The organism is Staphylococcus epidermidis, assembly GCF_006742205.1.
In the GTDB taxonomy this organism is placed as follows: domain Bacteria; phylum Bacillota; class Bacilli; order Staphylococcales; family Staphylococcaceae; genus Staphylococcus; species Staphylococcus epidermidis.
Genome location: NZ_AP019721.1, coordinates 179946 through 199678, shown reverse-complemented (window position 1 = coordinate 199678; position 19733 = coordinate 179946). Strand labels below are relative to the sequence as shown.

Sequence of the window (19733 nt, the reverse complement as noted above, 5' to 3'; positions counted from 1 at the left end):
TAAATTAAACGCAATTCAATTTTGCATCACATACTATATATAATCTTTTTTATATTTAAATGCAAGTTTCATATTAAATGAATTGATTAAAAAGTTCTTTCAATTTCTCGATAATCGATTTCATTTTAAATAAAAATATTTCATCAGTTTATTTAAGTGCTGGATGGAGAGGCTTGAATTTAGAAATTATGATGGAATTCATTTTTTATTTAACCACCATTAGTCCATTTGATTTTCTACTAAAAAGCTGAAGTATAAGACATATATTCATAATGCCTTCATTGTGCCACTCTTTGATAGTCGATAGCCAAATTGCTTTGTCTATTGAAATACACTCTGTTAATGCCCAGAAGTTCATCACTGTTTTTACATTATAAAAAACCTGGAACATCGATTTGTGTCCCAGGTTCATCCCATAATTCGGTCTCTCTTATACAGTTTTTTTGAATAATTAATGATTTTTTTCTTCTTTTATGAATAACGCTAAAATAAATCCAATAATGATTAATACTGTAGTAAAAATAAATGCAACATCTATACCATGTACAGTTGCTTCTTGTGTTAGTTTCATTTTTGACATTGTCGAGTGTGAAGCTGTATACTGTTTTGCCACTATTGATAGAATCGTCACACTAACCGCTGTACCCATAGCACCTGCAATGATGCGTAAGGAATTCATAATTGCTGTACCATGTGAGACATCATCTGACTCAAGTGCATTCAGTCCAACTGTATTAAGAGGCATAACTAATAATCCTAACGCAATCATTCTTATAGTGTAAACAAGAATAACAAACCAATATGGCGTTCCTGTAGTAAGGAATGAATATAAGAATGTCATACTAATGAGTAAGATAAAACCAGGTATCACAAGCACTTTAATACCATGCTTATCAAAAATTTTCCCTGTATAAACCATCGTTAATCCATTAATGACCGCGCCTGGAAGTACAACAACACCTGATAGTAATGCTGATTGACCTAAACCTGTTTGAATGTAGATAGGTATGAGTAACGCAGGACTTACCATCGTAATATATACAAGCATTGAAGAAACAGCTGAAAGTGTGAACACTTTATTTTTAAACACACGCATATTTAACAATGGATGTTTTAATTTAAGCTGACGCGTTGTAAAAATTATGATAATGGCTATACCGAGTACAAATGTCACAATGACAGGTAGAGAGGTGATACCAAACGTACTCACGCTACTAAATGCGAATAATATTAAACCAAAGCCGAAAGTAGAATAAACTACAGAAATTTTATCAAGAACAATGTCTTTTGTTTTTGTATTATTTTCTACGAAGAAGAAACCTAAAATAAAAGCTACCGCAGCAATTGCTGAAACAAGATAAAAAGGCATTCTCCAACTAAATAAATCTACGAATAATCCAGTTAACGTTGGTCCAATTGCAGGCGCACTTTGTACAACCACCCCTGCCAATCCCATCGCAAACCCACGTTGTTCAGCAGGAAACAGTGTAAATACTGTAAACTGCATCAATGGTAAAAGGATGCCGGCACCAATCGCTTGGATAATACGAGATATCATTAAAATTGTAAACGTAGGTGAAAATGCCGCTACAATAGATCCTATAAGAAAAATAGCCATTGAGAAAATATATAAATGGCGTGTCGAATATTTATCCATTAAAAAGGCAGTGAGTGGAATCATTATACCGTTAACAAGCATAAATCCGGTAATTAACCATTGTGCTGTTGTTTCTGTGATGTTCAGTCCTTTGATGATTGCTGGTAGTGCAGTGTTTAAAATAGTTTGATTGAGCATAGACACAAAAGCACTAATGAGCATTACCGTAACGATAGCATTACGTTTAGAAGTCGTCATCGAAATGTTAGACATAGAATGGTACTCCTTTCAAAATGAAGTTGCAGACACCAAACTTAAGATTGTGTGGAAGACTATTACAGAAACAAGTTGGTGAGTATAACATGAATGGTAGTCTTACTTGAACATTAACAAGAATTATTACTACATTGTGAAATATATCCTAGAAGTCTTATATAAGTACTTAACTGTATAAAATGATTAAAAATTAACAGAAGTAAAATAAAATTCGTATCGAATAGGATGAACTACACATTTCAATAGAATGAGTTAAATCTTGTTATAATCACATTTTAGTTCTATCCTCATATGTGAATACATAAAAATACCGAGACATTTGATGATGTCTCGGATATTTATCATATATCACTAGTTGATTTATCTACATGCCTTTTCAAGTCCAAACTTACTAGCGTCATCATTTACACAACACTATTTAATAACAAAACGCTTTTCGTTAAACTTAATCCTCACGTTGTTATTTATGATGTTCAACTTTATTTATATGATATAAAACCTGAAAATTTCTCAACGACTGTTATGCCATAATCATCTTGAGGGATTACTAACTTCCTTTATTTATCCTTTTGTGCTCTCTGCCACTCCTCTGCCAAGAATAATAGAGCCACAATACCTATAATAATAACGCCAATCATTTTCATACGTATAATATCGGCTTGATACATATATACAAGACTTGCAATCACACCAACAGGCACAATAAGGCCTAATATTTTATTTCCCGTACGCGATAAAAAGTAATGAATAGCAAGCAAAACAGCGTATATAATGACTGGCAGTATGTAATGTAAAAAATCCATCATAACGTATTATCCTCCATTCGAATTCATTAATAACCTTCTATGTAAGGATAACGTATTTATGGTTATTGGTCATTGATTCCAAAGTTTAGTTATTATATTTTTAATGAAATACCATGCCATTTTCATATCTTTAACAGTATAAATAATTACATTATCTTTTTAAAAATAAAATATATTAAGATTTTCTTTTTCATTTTTAATATCATCATATCAGTTTATTTACCCACCTTACCATTAGCGTTATAATGATTAAGTTGCTTTTTTTATCAACAAAAATTTAAAGATGTGAGATGAATAAATGATGGATTTTTGGTCTTCAAAACGAGGCAAGATGTTAGAAATCACTGTCCTCGTGTTTATTACAATTTTTGGTGTAGGCTCTCAATTTTTTTCAAATTTAGCCTATAGTTTAAATCAAGGTATCCTTCAAACATCCTTTGGTATTGGCTCTCAATATCTGATTATCCCCTCTGTATTAGCTAATTTCACTTTTGCTTTAGGTATACCGTTGGGGCATACACTCACACATAAATATGGATTCAAGCGTAATTACTTATGCTTTGTGTTTATATTTCTCATTGGTTCAATCTTAGGACTTCTATCTTTTAACTTAATCATTCTGTCTATTGCTAAAATGATTCAAAGTTTCAGTTCAGGTGTATTATTCTTTACCTTGTTACCTAAACTTTTCTTGAACTTTCCAAAACAATATAGAAATGTATTTTTATTGATGGTTATTGTAGGTTTATTTGGTTCAAATGCGCTTGGAGGATTATCTGGTAGTTTATCATTAGAATTAGATCGTTGGCATTGGATTTTTGTAGTAAATATCATCTCCGCGATATTATGCTTAATTCTAGGCAACGTCATATTAAGAAAAAATGAATATCATCAAACATCAGATATTCATATTAGTCGATCAATGATGATTACTTTAGTATTAAGTACCATTTCTTTAATGATTCCTATGTCACTTCTTACTCAAAAAGGCTACCATTCATTATGGGTGTGGCCGATACTCTTAATTGCAATATTTTTTATTGTAAATTTTATCATTACAAATCGGCAAGCTACACATCCCATTGTTCACTTTCATACACTATTCAGTAAAAAGCCTTTCGTCGGTGCAACAATGGCAATTTCATCACATTTAACTTTATTAACAGGCATTGCTGGTATCAATGTCTATATCGTAAGAATATTAAAGTTGCCTTTTGATATTTCATTACATTTCTATTTCTTTTTCTTTGTTGGAGTCATTATAACGGGTATCTTAAAAATGTTCTTTTATAGCTCTGTCGGTGCAGGTTTTTTAGGTACATTGGGATCGTCAGCCTTACTATATGTAAGCATCCATTGGATTATTCTGGGAAATACGATTAACATTCCATTACTTTATATTCAAGGTCTTCTGCTCGGCTTCGGTGCAAGCATGACCTTAGTTAGTGGCTCGATGGCTACATTATTGGACGGAGATTTAAAAGAAGCAGCACAACGTTCTCAAACCATGCATACAATAAGAAATTTCTCTGCTGCTATGTTGATACCGATTATAGCTTATACGATTAAGAATCATATCCAAAAAGGAACACAGTCTATATATGCTGAAAACATTACTGATAAAATGATTTACCTTAAAAAGTTGCAAGATGTTGCGATTGATGCTGATCATCAAATATTCTTATTAATGATTATTTTCAATATGGTCATGTTCGTTTCTTCAATTATACAAATGATTTTAGGTAAAGGTAGACGTATTACACCACCTCGGGAATCATAAAAAGATGTTAAATCAAAAGCTAGGCACATTACAAGTGATACATTGTAATGTGCCTAGCTCTATATATAAAGATTTAGTATTATTCTTCAGGATATTTAGCTCTTACTTCAGAGATAACACTATCCATACTCATATTTGATTTAATTCCTACACTTGCAATAAAGCTTCCTTCAACGATTGGCGCTTCCATTTTAACAATTTTGTGGTCACCTTCGTACATTTCTAAAGCTGTGTCTAAATTCATACCTGCTGAACCGATGTCATAGAAACAAAGCGCATCATTTTCAAGTCCATTAATTACAGAGACGATTTGATCAAATGATGTACCGATTTCATCGTCACTTAAGCCACCAACGGCAATAAGGTCAACACCACCGTCAGTCATTTGATTGATTAATTGTTTAACACCTTCTGCGATTTTATGACTATGACTTACTACTACTATAGATGTCATGACTTACTCTCCTCCTATAATTGCATTAAGAATATAAACACTACTTTGTGCACCAGGATCAATATAACCTTTTGAAGCTTCGTTAAAATATGATGCACGGCCTTTAGTAGCTACCATATCTTTGGTTTCATTAGCAAATGATTGTAGTTTATCTAGATCTACTGTTTCATTTTTTTCAACAGCTTCTCTCGCACGTTCGATAACATCATACATCGTTTTTTCATTTAATTCGACTTTACCACGTTGTTGAATGCCATCAGCAAACGCTTTAAGTACCTCTTTAAGATTATCATGATCAATTTCATCATTCACTGCACTCGCCATTTTGATAAAACCAAACCCGTATAATGGTCCAGAAGCACCACCTACGTTAGACATTAATGTCATACCTGTTGATTTAAATAGCGCTTGCATACTTTGATCATCTATTTTTTCTTTTAAGTGTTCGAAACCTCTGACCATATTTACACCATGATCTCCATCACCGATAGCTCTGTCTAAATCAGTCAGTTCACTTTCTTTTTCTTTAAAAGTATTTTCTAAATCTAATAAGCGTGCTTTGATATCTGCTACATTCATTCTCTAAGTCACCTCAAAATTTAATATATATTTATTACTTATTGAATCTTAAAATTAGAAATATTTACTTGCTGTAGGTGCAGCTAAAGCTTCACTCAATTCTTCACTGAAGGGGAGTACAGTTATAGAGAAGCCTTGCATGTCTAACGCTGTCATATAGTCACCTACGAACCATTGTTTAACACCAATATCATTCTGATTGAATTGTTCATCTAGATATTTAGTAACTATATTTAATTCTGATAGTGGCGTACCACCCATACCATTAACCATTACGATTAAAGGTTTTTTCTCAATTTCTTTGTATAATTGATCGAGTAAACGTTCAACAATCACGTTAATAGGTTGTACGTCTTCACGATGTAAACCTTTTTCACCGTGAATACCGATACCAATTTCCATTTGATTGTCTTCAATATCGAAACCGTTTTTACCAGTTGTGGGCACCATTGGAGGCGTTAATGCCATACCAATACTTTTAATATCTGGTAAAAGTGCCTCAACTTTAGATTTGATTTCATCAAGTGCAACACCTTTTTCAGCTAGGTATCCAGCATATTTATGCACAAATACTGTACCCGCTACACCACGGCGTTTTTCCGGGTCAGAAATAGCAATATCATCTCTGACAATAACACTTTCAACTTTAATATCTTCCATTTGAGCCATTTCTTGAGCCATTTCAAAGTTCATAACGTCTCCTGCATAGTTTTTAATAACAAGTAGAACGCCGTCACCATTGTCCACAGCTTTAATGGCATCTAATATTTTATCAGGTGTAGGTGAAGTGAAGATTTCTCCACATACAGCTGCATCGAGCATGCCTTCTGCTACAAATCCTGCGTGTGCAGGTTCATGTCCACTGCCGCCCCCAGAAACGAGTGCAACACCTGATTGTTTTTTATGCTTTCTAACAACAATAGTGTCAGATACAACTTCAACATCGTTGTTTGAAACTGTAATTCCATCAAGCATATCTTTTAAAATTGTGTTTTTATCTTGAATTAACTTTTTCATTCAAAGCGACTCCTTTTAGTTGAACTGACTTTTAGATAAATCATTAACAGTTAAAATTGCGTCTGCGATTTCATCAGCAGTGATTTTATCACTTAAGTTAGCAAACGTATCATTTGGTGTTAATGCACGTTCACCTACTTGAACTAATTCTTCATAACTTGTGTTTTCAATGTGAAGACCTTCTAATGTTGTTGGCATATTGATATTATCGAAGAATGTTTTGTATTTCATGAATTTTTCAGTTGGCGCATTTTCAAGTACTAATTGTACTAAAATACCGTATGCCACTTTTTCACCATGAGTTAAGTGGTGGATATCCCCTTCTAAAGCTGTGAATCCATTATGAATTGCGTGTGCACCTGCTAATCCGCCGTTTTCAAATCCTAAACCTGAAAGTAATGTATTGGCTTCAATCACAGCATCTACTTGTGGTGTCACGATATGTTTTTCTACAGAAGTATAAGCACTGTAACCATATTCAAAAATAACCTCTTCACATTTTTGAGCGATTGCTAAACTTGCTAATGTAGGTTTGCCATGGAACATGTTTTGCCCTTGTCTACGAAGTGTAGATTCAACTTCGATTAATGTTGCTAAACCATCACTCATACCTGATGCAAATAAACGTACAGGTGCTTGTGCAACAATTTCAGAATCTACGATAACTGTATCAGGGTTTTTAGGGTAGAATTCATAACCACTAAATGATCCATCTTCGTTATAAATAACAGATACTGCTGCTGTTGGTGCATCCATTGATGCTGTAGACGCAAAATCGATGACGCTTGCTTTAAGTTCAAATGCTACAGCTTTACCTGTATCTAACGCTTTACCTCCGCCTAAACCAATAACAACGTCAATGTTTTTTTCTTTATATTGTTTAACTATACGTTGAATTTCTTCTTCAGAAGATTCTCCTTTAAATACTTCATATTCAAAATCAACGTTGTTATTTGCTGAGAAACTTTCTTTTATTTTTTCTTCAGTGATATTCCAAACCACTTCATCTGCAATAATCAACGCGTGACTACCAAGACGTTCTGTTTCTTCAGCGATAGAGCTAACAATACCTTTCCCTTGTACATATCTTCCTGGTGATTGATAAATAAATTTAGACATAAGTATTCCTCCAAAACATCTTTTATATTTATATTAAAAAATAAGATTTAAAATGAAATAATGTAATCTCATTCCCCTAATCTTAATTTTTAATAAGCATGGATCATACTGTCTCTCATCTCTCAATTCCTAGTATACGCTTTCAAAAAAATTTTTAAAGGATTATCCATCGAAAATTTAATAGAATTTGATTAAATTGTTGTTAATTCTTTTGAAAAATCATTAAAACAGCGCATGGTTAGTGCATTATGACAATTTATTTAAAACTATATTTACATTTATTGAAAATATTTTTAATTATAATTTAACTGTCGATTTCAAACCCTAAATCTTCAATCATGCGATAATCTTCCTCATTCGGTTGACCGCCTGTAATTAAGTAATCTCCTACAAAAATTGAATTAGCCGCTTTCAATGCGAGTGGTTGTAATGAACGTAGATTTACCTCCCGTCCACCTGCAATTCGAATTTCTTTTGTTGGATTGATTAACCTAAACATCGCTATAATTCTTAAACATTTCATTGGTGACAATAAATCTAATCCACCAAATTTAGTTCCTTTAATAGGATGTAAAAAATTAATAGGAATGCTATCAGCATCGATGGCTCTTAAAGCAAATGCCATATCAATAATGTCCTCATTCGACTCTCCCATACCACATATCACACCTGAACAAGGAGAAATATTATTATCTTTCATCATTTCAACCGTATTCACTCTATCCTCATATGTATGTGTAGTTACTACTTCATCGTGATAACGCTCACTCGTATTTAAATTATGATTATAACGATCGACACCAGCAGCCTTTAATTTTTTAGCCTGTTCTTCTTTCGTTAATCCTAAGCACGCACAAATCTTTAGTTGTGGGTGTATCTTTTTAATATCTTCTACTGTTTCGCAAATATGATCGACTTCTCTGTTACTAGGACCTCTACCACTCATAACAATACAGTATGTACCGATTTGATTTTCAGTTGCCACTTGAGCGCCTTCTTTAATTTGGTCCTGTTCAACAAGTGCATAACGTTGCTTTTCTTTCATTTTTACAGATTGCCCACAGTACCCACAATCTTCTGCACAGATACCACTTTTAGCATTTAATATCATATTAAGCTTAACTTTTTTACCATAGTAATGTTTTCTCACTGTGTAGGCTTCATTTAATAAATCAAATGTATCAATTTCAGCATTTTCGAAAATAGATATTGCTTCATCTTTTGTTAATGACTCTTGATTTAACACACGTTGAGCTAGGTTTAATGTCATAATCTTTAACTCCTTTTTCTTAAAAATTAGCATTTTCAAATCATTCGATTGCACATTGTAAACTTTTCGATATTATAAGTTTACATTAATCTAGATACGATTGAAAATATTTATAAAAAAAAGGATGGAACAACGCGTACATTGTTTCATCCTCGCAATGGTATAACACGGAATTAAAGTACTCCATGTAAATATAACTTTATTAATTATTAAAGTGTCTGCACACAATACAATAATTATGTGTAAAACTTTCTTTTACTAATAGAAATTTAGTATTTAATGTCAGGAATTATTTTACTTCACCCGTTTTAGGATTAAATTGTTTAATTGATGACTTTCGTAGTTCATCCTTTTCATTCTTACTTATTTCGTATTGATTATGATAAAGTGTCGATTCCCAACTTCCATACATTGGATTTGGGAAAATAATATACTTTTTGCCAAAATCTTTTGCATGCTTCTGTACGAGTTTCTCACGTTCTTTAGCAGTAGATTTTTTAGGATCTGTAAAATCTAACAAATTGTCACCAAATAACATCACTAACTTATGATTTTTTTCGACTTGTTGACGTCGCGATGCTTTACTTTTATCGTTTTTCCCTTTTAGTAAAATATGATTATCTTTCGCTTGCGGTAGTCCAATATTTTTTAAATTTTCCTTTGTAGCTTTAAAATCTTTTTCCTTATCACGGTCCGAAATATAGTAAATATCGATACCTTTTTTGTCAGCATATTTTAAGAATGATTTGGCGCCATAAACAGGTTTTGCCTTCGCTGCAGCAACCCATTCATGCCATCCTTCTGGAAAAGACGTATCGTGCATAGAAGCATATCCTTGATATGGTGAATTATCAAGAACTGTTTCATCTAAGTCTAAAGCTATAGCAAGTTTTTTCTTACCTTTATCCTTTTTAATATGTTCATCTAACTGATATTTTGCAGTATTGTATCCCTGTAGATAAAGTGCCTTCGCTTCGGCAGAATTTTGATACCATGAGACAGCCATTACATTTTGTTCACCAAGGTTGGGGTCATTTTGATGTTGTGTCGTTTGATTATGGTTATCTTTAGTATGAGATTCACATGCATATGTATGAATTGGTGCTGAAATTGTAACTGTCGATGCTAATGTAGCTATTGCAATGTACTTTGATAATTTATTCATTGATTCACCTCATTAAAATAATTGAAAATTACAAATTTTAGTATATAGTAATTTTATTACAAAATGAATCATAAATTTTTTCAAAAAATTACATATCAATTAAAATATCAAAACTCATCGTAAAATTGCATATGCGTCTTCTCACATTTATAATATTCCATTCTATCTTTTAATGTTCCAGTATGTAATTCAATTTTATGCCCATCCAGATCTGTAAAATATATCGATTTTTTGTCTTTAATGTCTCTTGGTCGCCCTTTTAAAATATTTACTTGATTCTCTTTAAGCCATTGAATCCACTGTTGAAAATCTTCTTCATCTATGGAGAAAGCAACGTGCGTATAGGAATGACTTATTTCATTCCTTGGTATATTTTTTTCTTGATTCAGTGCAATCCAAGTATGACCAATAGTTAAATATGCTGTCGTTCTATCTGATACTAATAAGTCACCATGTAAAATATCTTTATAAAATTGTATAGAGGTATTTAAATCACTCACTGAAAAACAAATATGATTAACATTTGTTATTTCCATTTATACACTCCTTGTATTAGTGACATTAACATTTAATCTCATGCGTAAAAAAACCTGTAACCAAACGAATGATCACAGGATGTTCTGATATATGATTGAATAATTAATTTAAATAGTGATCCACGTGTTCAAGTCTATAGTGTGAATCTTTCGCTTTCTCATCTTCAAATTCCTTTTTAGTTAATGGAGATAAATGTTCAATCTTGTAATGTAATTTTTTCGCAAACGCTTCAACTTCATCTTGATTATCAGCTGTTACGAACATCGTTAATACATTATCATCAACAATATCTTTATGGTGTTGATAATTCAACTTATACACTTTCATCTTACTGTTCCTCCTATTATACTAATATGCCCTTTTTACTTTGAATGACCTTCAATTTAATTAGAATAATCCACTGTTAGCTTAAATTTCATGTAAGTTGTGGTTTATTGTAAGAGATGTTTCTAAATATAATAAAGAACAAGTAATTAATCAATATAATTTTACAAGTATTTTGAGAATTCACTAATAATATAAAGAAGTTAATACGGTTTATTCAACTAACATACCTCTTACATTTTGATTCTAATCTACCTTCATTATTTAAAATGTGTTAAATTCACTTTAATTGAATTTTCTAAATTCTTTAAAGTTGGTTTTAACTTAAACATAAACCTTTTTTGACAAATTTCACACTATTCAAATTCAATGTTAATAAAAAGTTCATTGATTTATTAATAAAAAATTACAATTTTTGAGTTAAGTTGAAAACTACAAGGAAACGCTTACAATAAAATTGTAATTCATTCACAAGGAGTTGTTATTGATGAAAAATTTACGTAACAGAAGCTTTTTAACTTTATTAGACTTTTCACGACAAGAGGTAGAATTTTTATTAACACTCTCCGAAGATTTGAAGCGTGCCAAATATATCGGCACTGAAAAGCCTATGCTAAAAAATAAAAATATCGCGCTTCTTTTTGAAAAAGATTCCACTAGAACACGTTGCGCATTCGAAGTTGCCGCACATGATCAAGGTGCACACGTCACTTATCTTGGACCTACAGGTTCTCAAATGGGTAAAAAAGAAACTGCTAAAGATACAGCACGTGTACTTGGTGGTATGTATGATGGTATTGAGTACCGAGGTTTCTCTCAACGTACTGTAGAAACATTAGCGCAATATTCAGGTGTTCCGGTATGGAATGGATTAACCGATGAAGATCACCCTACACAAGTGCTTGCTGACTTTTTAACTGCTAAAGAAGTATTGAAAAAAGAGTATGCTGATATCAACTTTACTTATGTTGGCGATGGACGTAACAATGTTGCTAACGCATTAATGCAAGGTGCTGCCATTATGGGTATGAATTTCCATCTTGTTTGTCCTAAAGAACTCAATCCGACAGAAGAATTATTAAATCGTTGCGAACGTATTGCGACGGAAAATGGCGGTAACATTTTAATAACAGATGATATTGATAAAGGCGTGAAAGATTCTGATGTTATTTATACAGATGTTTGGGTATCAATGGGCGAACCTGATGAAGTATGGCAAGAACGCCTTAAACTTTTAAAACCATATCAAGTTAACCAAGCATTATTAGAAAAAACAGGCAATCCAAATGTTATTTTTGAACATTGTTTACCTTCTTTCCACAATGCAGAAACTAAAATTGGTCAACAAATTTATGAAAAATATGGCATTAGTGAAATGGAAGTCACTGATGATGTCTTCGAAAGCAAAGCTTCTGTAGTATTCCAAGAAGCTGAGAATAGAATGCATACAATTAAAGCGGTCATGGTAGCAACTTTAGGAGAATTCTAAATTATAGAAGGAAGTGAGTGAAATGGCTAAAATTGTAGTAGCTTTAGGTGGAAACGCTTTAGGAAAATCACCACAAGAACAACTTGAATTAGTAAAAAATACAGCTAAATCCCTAGTAGGATTAATTACTAAAGGTCACGAAATTGTGATTAGTCACGGTAATGGACCACAAGTAGGAAGTATTAACCTTGGTCTGAATTATGCAGCTGAACACGATCAAGGTCCTGCTTTTCCATTTGCTGAATGTGGCGCTATGAGTCAAGCCTACATCGGCTATCAACTTCAAGAAAGTTTACAAAATGAACTTCATTCAATGGGCATAGATAAGCAAGTTGTCACACTAGTTACCCAAGTAGAAGTTGATGAAGGCGATCCAGCTTTTAATAGTCCAAGTAAACCCATCGGTCTGTTCTACACTAAAGAAGAAGCAAATCGTATTCAACAGGAAAAAGGTTATCAATTTGTAGAAGATGCTGGTCGAGGTTACCGTCGCGTTGTACCATCACCACAACCAATATCTATTATCGAACTGGAAAGTATTAAAACTCTAGTAGAAAATGACACACTCGTCATCGCTGCAGGTGGAGGTGGTATACCAGTCATTCGCGAACAGCATGATAGCTTTAAAGGTATAGATGCCGTCATCGATAAAGACAAAACAAGTGCATTATTAGGTGCTGATATTCACTGTGATCAACTCATTATTTTAACAGCGATTGATTATGTTTATATCAACTATCATACTGACCAACAACAAGCACTTAAAACAACAAATATAGATACGCTTAAAACATATATTGAAGAAGAACAATTTGCCAAAGGCAGCATGCTACCTAAAATCGAATCTGCCATCTCCTTTATTGAAAATAATCCTAACGGTAGCGTGCTCATCACATCATTAAATCAATTAGATGCAGCACTAGAAGGTAAAATTGGCACACTCATTACAAAGTAACGTTTTAACGTATAAGTAGAAATTAATTTAATCATATTCATACAGTGCATCCTGTTATTCCACTCCTCTCCATTTCATACAGGGTGCACTTCCTTAATCAATCATGTAAAATACTAACCAAATTCAATTGATAGGCTTTTATTTTAGGTTAACTGTCGAAGGAGATGAAACCGTTGGAACAAGCGATCAATGATAATAAAAAGAAAAAACGTTTTAACTTTAGAATGCCAGGTGCATTTATGATTCTCTTTATCCTAACAGTTGTCGCAGTTATAGCAACTTGGATAATCCCCGCGGGTGCATACTCAAAACTTTCATATGAACCTTCATCCCAAGAATTAAAAATTGTCAATCCTCATCATCAAGTAAAAAAAGTTCCTGGAACACAAAAGGAGCTTGATCGATTAGGAGTTAAAATCAAAATAGAACAATTTAAATCTGGTGCAATTAATAAACCCGTTTCAATTCCTAATACTTACGAACGTCTAAAACAACATCCAGCTGGTCTTGATCAAATTACTAGTAGCATGGTTAAAGGAACCATCGAAGCCGTCGATATTATGGTCTTTATACTTGTTCTAGGTGGACTGATTGGTATTGTTCAAGCGAGCGGGTCCTTTGAATCAGGATTGTTAGCACTTACTCAAAAAACCAAAGGCCATGAATTTATGTTGATTATGTTCGTAGCGATTTTAATGATTCTGGGTGGAACACTATGTGGCATTGAAGAGGAAGCTGTAGCGTTCTATCCTGTACTCGTTCCAATATTTATTGCGCTCGGATATGATTCTATTGTCTCTGTCGGTGCAATTTTCTTAGCAAGCTCTGTGGGCAGTACATTCTCAACAATCAACCCATTCTCAGTCGTCATTGCTTCTAATGCAGCAGGAACAACTTTTACTGATGGTCTTTATTGGAGAATAGGCGCTTGTATCATCGGTGCCATATTTGTTATTAGTTATTTGTTCTGGTATTGTAAAAAAATTAAAAAAGATCCTAAATCCTCTTATTCTTATGAAGACAAAGCAGCATTTGAAAAACAATGGTCTGTGCTACATGATGACGGTTCTTCTGAGTTTACATTACGTAAAAAGATTATTCTTACGCTTTTCGTCTTACCATTCCCTATTATGGTTTGGGGCGTCATGACACAAGGATGGTGGTTCCCAGTCATGGCATCTGCATTCTTAATCTTTACCATTATCATCATGTTCATTGCTGGAACAGGAAAATATGGGTTAGGCGAAAAAGGCACTGTAGATGCATTCGTTAATGGCGCTTCAAGTTTAGTAGGTGTATCTTTAATCATTGGTTTAGCTCGAGGAATTAATTTAGTATTGAATAAAGGAATGATTTCTGACACAATCTTGCACTTTTCATCATCTATCGTGCAACATATGAGTGGGCCTTTATTCATCATCGTGTTACTCTTTATCTTTTTCTGTTTAGGATTTATCGTACCATCATCATCAGGATTAGCAGTACTATCTATGCCTATCTTTGCGCCATTAGCTGATACGGTAGGTATACCAAGATTTGTTATTGTTACAACATATCAATTCGGTCAGTATGCAATGTTGTTCTTAGCGCCTACTGGACTTGTAATGGCAACACTTCAAATGTTAAACATGCGTTACTCACACTGGTTACGTTTCGTATGGCCTGTTGTCGCGTTTGTTTTAATATTTGGTGGAGGCTTACTAATTACACAAGTTTTAATATACTCATAATCTTTTAAAAGTGGAAAAAGATTTACCTATTCATAGTTATATCTTTTAGAAATGACGAAAAAAGAACGCCTAGGACATTAATAGTCGTCCTAGGCGTTCTTAGCATATTAGCAGTCGATGCTTAAATAAAAAAGTTCTATATTCAAATTTTACATGCATGGGATGCTTCATTGTTGAAATAATCTAACTCATTCAATACGTACGCTCTCCCACTTCTTTATTAATCTTAACAAAAGCCGTACGAGTTTAACTATATTCTAACATTCTTTTTAAATATGTGATGATGTAAAACGGTCAATGACATCTTCTATTGCTTTATCCCAAAATGCATAATCGTGATTACCTGGCGCTTTTTTAAATTGATATGGAATACCTTTTTCATCTAAATAGTTCACAAAATCAATATTACCTTGATACAGTTCATCTTCAGTTCCACAAGTAATATATAGTTGTGGTAACGCTTGTCCATTGTCTATTGCTTGTTCAACTAAATAGTATGGATCAAAAGATGTCCCCGCGACATGTTGCGTATTACCTACAATCGCTTCTGGAGTAAAATCATACCATTGATATTGACCAAACATAGAAACATCATATGGCGCTGAAAGCATGGCGGCTTTTGAGAAACGATAACTTTGCGTTAATGCAAATTTGATTGCACCATAACCTCCCATAGAGTGACCTGCTATAAAATTATCTTCTCTCTTTTTAGACAATGGAAATATTTGATGAACATAATCATAAACTTCTAGTATATAGTCATAATAACTATGTCCATAAGCCATATTTGAATAGAAACTATGATCAGCATTAGGCATCACCACTGCTAGTTGATGGGTATTCGCATAGCGTTCTATACTCGTATATCTCATATAAGAGGAAGTATCACTTGATAAACCATGTAGCAATAACATAGTTTTTAATGGTTTCGCATTTTCATTTGTATCAAAGTAACTTTTATCTTCTGGAAGAATGACATTAATCGTTTGATGCATTCCTAAAGTTTTAGATAAATAATTTAATGTAATATGAGCCATAATCTTGGCTCACTCCTCCCTGTATAAAAAATTAAATCACTTACGTAGCTGGATCTAGCTTTTTCTCTAATAAACGTAATAAAACATCTATAAGTATGACAATGATAACGATAGGTATTGCACCTGCTAGAATGAATAGTGTTCCATCAGTTGCATTTGTACCTCTAATCACAATATCACCTAATGTTGGCGCACCAATAAATGAACCTACAGCTACGACACCAATAGCTACAACAAGGGCAATCCGAATACCACCTATAATAACTGAAAGTGACAGAGGTAACTCAATCATAGTTAATACTTGGTTACGCGTCATACCCATCCCTTTTCCAGCATCTTTAATATTTGGGTCAACTTCATTAATTCCTGTATACGTATTTTTAATAATAGGAAGCAAGGCATATAAGAACACAGTAAAAATGACTGTATTCATACCGAGTCCCATACTAAGCATTAATATCGCTAACATAGCAATAACCGGAACAGTTTGAATAATATTCGCGATAGTAATAATCACACCTGATAATTTACCAAATCTTGCAATGATGATACCAAGAGGTATGCCCACTAAACATGCTAGTAAAACACCGTAAACAGACATTAACAAATGATTAACAAACAATTCCCATAGGTAGCCAAAGTTCATTTGGTAGTAGTGAACGAGTTGTTGTATTAAATTCCCTTCCATGTTTATTGACCACCTTTCTGTTTATCTTTTTTATTGTCATCGTCTTCAAAATAATGATGTTTTTTCAAGAAGTCCTCTGCAACTGTTGCAGGCTCTTTTCCTTTACCATCAGCTTGATAATTTAATTCTTGCATTTGTTCTGTTGATATCTTACCTTCTAATTTTTTAACAATCGGTTTGAGCTCTGGCTTCTCTTTTAACAATTGATCTGATGCAAGTGGACTGGCATCGTATGGTGGGAAGAATCGACGATCATCTTCCAACACTTTTAAATCGTATGCTGAAATACGCCCATCTGTAGAATAACCTACTGCTACGTCTAATTTGCCAGAACTAAGTGCATCGTAAACCAGGCCAATTTGCATGGGTCTCACAGTACCAAAGCTATAACCATATTCTTTTTTAAATGCTGGATAACCGTCACCTTTGCGGTCCATCCATGAACTATCCATACCTACTCTTAAATCTTTCGCATGTTTTTCCAAGTCTGAAACAGTTTCTAAATGATATTTTTTAGCTGTTTCTTTTGTCACTATCAATGCATACGTGTTTTCGAAACCATACGAATTGAAGAAGGTTTGATTGTATTTCTTTTTAAATCCTTCTTGTGTCGCTTTCATGGCCTTTTTAGGATCTTTAATCGGATCTTCTTTCAACGCCCCTGTTAAGTCAGTGCCTGTATAACGCGTACCTGACATATTAGCTTGGCCACTTGTGACAGCATTATGTTGAATCGTACTTGAACCTAAATTATTAATTAAGGTAGGTTTAATTTCACCTTTTGTATCATGTTCAATAAGTAATCTCAGCATGTGCGATATAATTTGTGATTCACTTGTTCCTAAACTTGTGATTCTAACATCGTCATCTGAATGACTATTTTTTAAACCAGGTAAGTTACATCCAGATAACACTGTTAGACATAATACTAAAACAATCAGATATTTTTTATAATTCTTCATATTATCCTCCTTCAATGATTATCTGGAAACTTTTAATCCTTTAGGTACAACCCATTTTTCAATCAGTGATAAAACATAATCTACAATAAGTGCAATAGCAGTGACAAGAATAGTTGCAGTAATAATCATACTCGGTTCAAATAGCGCTAATCCGTTAAAGATAAAATCACCTAAACCACCAGCACCAACATAACTTGCCAATGTTGCCCAACTAATGACATAGACCGAAGACAGTCTAATTCCACTAAGTATTAATGGTAATGCGAGTGGCAATTCAACATCTTTCATCAATTGAAAGTTAGTCATTCCCATACTACGTCCTGCTTCTCTAAGGTTGGAATCTATATTTTGAATGCCTATAATCGTATTATTTAAAATTGGTAATAATACATATAAAAATAACGCTATAATTGCAGGTGTTTTTCCTACGCCAAATAATGGAATCATTAAAGCTAATACCGCTAATGTAGGTATCGTTTGTAAAACGCCAGCTATCGTCAATGACACTTTCGAAAGCTTTTCTTTTTTAGATAATAAAATGCCTAAAGGAACCGCTACGATAATTGCAATAACCAATGCCACTATCGATATGTACAAATGTTCGAATGTCTTTGCAAATAACATACCACTATGTTCCGAAATAAACTTTATCATGGTGTCTCAACTCCTGTGGATTCGGGTTCAACAATCCCAGAATGATTATCATTGTTATCCGATTCTAACTCTCCCCAAATACTGTCATAAACAATGTCTACAAGGTTAGCTCGAGTGACAAGGCCTAATAATGTTTTATTATCACTGTCAACAACGGGTACATTACGTACATTACGTTTAAGAATTGTACGAACAGAATCTTGTAACTTACTATCAATACGTACTCTATAAATATCTCGTTGCATTGTATCTATAAGTTCTTTATGATGTCTTAATCCTTCGTTAATATCTTCAATATCTAAATAACCCAATAAATGCTCATCATTGCCGACAACAAATATCGTATCGACTCTTTTCTCTCTCATAATATTCACCGCATCATTAAGAGAACGGTCAACATGTACTGTCACGGGTTTAATCATCGCATCTTTAACTGTACGGATATTAGGTCTATCTTGAATTAAGCGATTCTGACCAATAAAGTCTTTAACGAAATCATTCGCTGGACTACGTAAAATATTATCTGGCGTGTCATATTGAACCACCTGTCCATTTGTCATAATACATATTTTATCTGCAAGTTTGATTGCTTCATCCATATCATGTGTAACAAAAATGAATGTCTTTCCTAATTGTTGTTGTAATTTTTTGACTAAGTCTTGCAACGTATCTCTTGTGATTGGATCGAGTGCACCAAACGGTTCATCCATTAAAATAATATCTTGTTCAGCTGCAAGTGCTCTTACAACACCAATACGTTGTTGTTGACCACCTGATAATTCTGAAGGATATCGATCTAAATATTCTTCTGGTAAATCTACTAAGCGTATAAGTTCTTTCGCTTTCTCATCCTTTTTCTCTTGTGACCATTTTAATAACTTTGGTACGAGAACAATATTCTCTTTCACTGTCATATGTGGCATTAAGCCGATTTGTTGTATGACATAACCGATACTGCGACGAAGCTCAACCGGATTAAGCTCTTTGATATTTTTACCGTCAATGGTAATTTCTCCCTCTGTAGATTCAATCATACGATTAATCATTCTAAGGGCAGTTGTTTTACCGCTACCACTTGTCCCAATAAATGCAATAAAGTCTCCTGATTCAATGTCTATGGTCATATTATCTACAGCTTTTTTACCACCTGCATAGACCTTTGATAAGTTTTTAATACTTAACATATGTCCATTCCTTTCTATAGGTAATTCAATTTGTTAAAAAATAAGGACTCATTGTGATGTTATACAAAGTAAACTAAGTAAGAACAAGGCACAAAAGAGTCCTTAAATCA

The 19733-nt window shown here is 33.4% G+C and carries 20 protein-coding genes; 4 read left to right on the top strand and 16 right to left on the bottom strand.

Translation table 11 applies throughout. The annotated features are described in order from the left end of the window. Positions 1-205: 205 nt before the first annotated feature. From FNL83_RS01015 to FNL83_RS01005, 3 genes are all read right to left on the bottom strand, one after another. The gene (locus FNL83_RS01015; protein ID WP_002456765.1) at positions 206-412 is read right to left on the bottom strand and encodes a hypothetical protein; all 207 of its coding nucleotides are present in this window, start codon (positions 410-412) and stop codon (positions 206-208) included. Between the two features lie 39 nt (positions 413-451). After that, positions 452-1870 (bottom strand): MDR family MFS transporter, encoded by a 1419-nt coding sequence (locus FNL83_RS01010; RefSeq protein ID WP_002456317.1) that lies wholly within the window; start codon positions 1868-1870, stop codon positions 452-454. A 560-nt stretch (positions 1871-2430) separates the two neighbouring features. Beyond that, positions 2431-2679 carry a hypothetical protein gene (locus FNL83_RS01005; protein ID WP_002456767.1) on the bottom strand — a complete coding sequence of 83 codons (249 nt, stop codon included), beginning with the start codon at positions 2677-2679 and terminating at the stop codon, positions 2431-2433. 331 nt (positions 2680-3010) lie between these two features. Between FNL83_RS01005 and FNL83_RS01000 the strand changes: the two genes are divergently transcribed. Then, on the top strand, positions 3011-4459 hold the full coding sequence (locus tag FNL83_RS01000) for an MFS transporter (protein ID WP_002456315.1): 1449 nt from the start codon (positions 3011-3013) through the stop codon (positions 4457-4459). A gap of 79 nt (positions 4460-4538) precedes the next feature. Here FNL83_RS01000 and dhaM read toward each other — a convergent pair whose 3' ends face one another. The 8 genes from dhaM to FNL83_RS00960 all read right to left on the bottom strand — a co-directional run bounded on the left by dhaM (position 4539) and on the right by FNL83_RS00960 (position 10927). Then, positions 4539-4913, bottom strand: a complete 375-nt coding sequence (gene dhaM / locus FNL83_RS00995; RefSeq protein WP_001830585.1) for a dihydroxyacetone kinase phosphoryl donor subunit DhaM — start codon at positions 4911-4913, stop codon at positions 4539-4541. Between the two features lie 3 nt (positions 4914-4916). Beyond that, positions 4917-5492 (bottom strand): dihydroxyacetone kinase subunit DhaL, encoded by a 576-nt coding sequence (gene dhaL / locus FNL83_RS00990; RefSeq protein ID WP_001830509.1) that lies wholly within the window; start codon positions 5490-5492, stop codon positions 4917-4919. 54 nt (positions 5493-5546) lie between these two features. After that, positions 5547-6509: a dihydroxyacetone kinase subunit DhaK gene (gene dhaK, locus FNL83_RS00985; protein ID WP_001830519.1), complete on the bottom strand. Its 963-nt coding sequence runs from the start codon at positions 6507-6509 to the stop codon at positions 5547-5549. A gap of 15 nt (positions 6510-6524) precedes the next feature. Further along, a complete protein-coding gene (locus FNL83_RS00980; protein WP_001830573.1) occupies positions 6525-7628 on the bottom strand; it encodes a glycerol dehydrogenase in 1104 nt (367 codons plus the stop codon). A gap of 304 nt (positions 7629-7932) precedes the next feature. Continuing rightward, positions 7933-8898, bottom strand: coding sequence for a biotin synthase BioB (gene bioB / locus FNL83_RS00975; protein WP_001830464.1), 966 nt, complete (start codon positions 8896-8898; stop codon positions 7933-7935). Positions 8899-9187: 289 nt separating this feature from the next. Then, entirely contained in the window at positions 9188-10063 is an 876-nt protein-coding gene (locus FNL83_RS00970; protein WP_001830467.1) for a 5'-nucleotidase, lipoprotein e(P4) family, read from the bottom strand. A gap of 107 nt (positions 10064-10170) precedes the next feature. Further along, complete coding sequence (locus tag FNL83_RS00965; RefSeq protein ID WP_001830531.1) at positions 10171-10599, bottom strand: FosB family fosfomycin resistance bacillithiol transferase; 429 nt, start codon at positions 10597-10599, stop codon at positions 10171-10173. Positions 10600-10702: 103 nt separating this feature from the next. After that, positions 10703-10927, bottom strand: a complete 225-nt coding sequence (locus FNL83_RS00960; protein WP_001830485.1) for a hypothetical protein — start codon at positions 10925-10927, stop codon at positions 10703-10705. Positions 10928-11411: 484 nt separating this feature from the next. Here FNL83_RS00960 and argF point away from each other — a divergent pair, with 484 nt between their 5' ends. The 3 genes from argF to FNL83_RS00945 all read left to right on the top strand — a co-directional run bounded on the left by argF (position 11412) and on the right by FNL83_RS00945 (position 15098). Beyond that, the gene (gene argF / locus FNL83_RS00955) at positions 11412-12413 is read left to right on the top strand and encodes an ornithine carbamoyltransferase (protein WP_001830522.1); all 1002 of its coding nucleotides are present in this window, start codon (positions 11412-11414) and stop codon (positions 12411-12413) included. Between the two features lie 22 nt (positions 12414-12435). Beyond that, positions 12436-13368, top strand: coding sequence for a carbamate kinase (gene arcC / locus FNL83_RS00950; RefSeq protein WP_001830533.1), 933 nt, complete (start codon positions 12436-12438; stop codon positions 13366-13368). 164 nt (positions 13369-13532) lie between these two features. After that, the gene (locus FNL83_RS00945) at positions 13533-15098 is read left to right on the top strand and encodes a YfcC family protein (RefSeq protein WP_002456769.1); all 1566 of its coding nucleotides are present in this window, start codon (positions 13533-13535) and stop codon (positions 15096-15098) included. 269 nt (positions 15099-15367) lie between these two features. Here FNL83_RS00945 and FNL83_RS00940 read toward each other — a convergent pair whose 3' ends face one another. From FNL83_RS00940 to FNL83_RS00920, 5 genes are read right to left on the bottom strand one after another with little or no spacing between them, the layout of a single operon-like run. Continuing rightward, positions 15368-16135 carry an alpha/beta hydrolase gene (locus FNL83_RS00940; RefSeq protein WP_001830470.1) on the bottom strand — a complete coding sequence of 256 codons (768 nt, stop codon included), beginning with the start codon at positions 16133-16135 and terminating at the stop codon, positions 15368-15370. 40 nt (positions 16136-16175) lie between these two features. Further along, positions 16176-16823: an ABC transporter permease gene (locus FNL83_RS00935; RefSeq protein ID WP_001830555.1), complete on the bottom strand. Its 648-nt coding sequence runs from the start codon at positions 16821-16823 to the stop codon at positions 16176-16178. 2 nt (positions 16824-16825) lie between these two features. Beyond that, complete coding sequence (locus FNL83_RS00930; RefSeq protein ID WP_001830497.1) at positions 16826-17785, bottom strand: osmoprotectant ABC transporter substrate-binding protein; 960 nt, start codon at positions 17783-17785, stop codon at positions 16826-16828. 18 nt (positions 17786-17803) lie between these two features. Next, a complete protein-coding gene (locus FNL83_RS00925) occupies positions 17804-18439 on the bottom strand; it encodes an ABC transporter permease (RefSeq protein ID WP_002456313.1) in 636 nt (211 codons plus the stop codon). Next, on the bottom strand, positions 18436-19623 hold the full coding sequence (locus FNL83_RS00920) for a betaine/proline/choline family ABC transporter ATP-binding protein (RefSeq protein WP_001830513.1): 1188 nt from the start codon (positions 19621-19623) through the stop codon (positions 18436-18438). Before FNL83_RS00920 ends, FNL83_RS00925 begins: the two co-directional genes overlap by 4 nt. Positions 19624-19733: the final 110 nt, after the last annotated feature.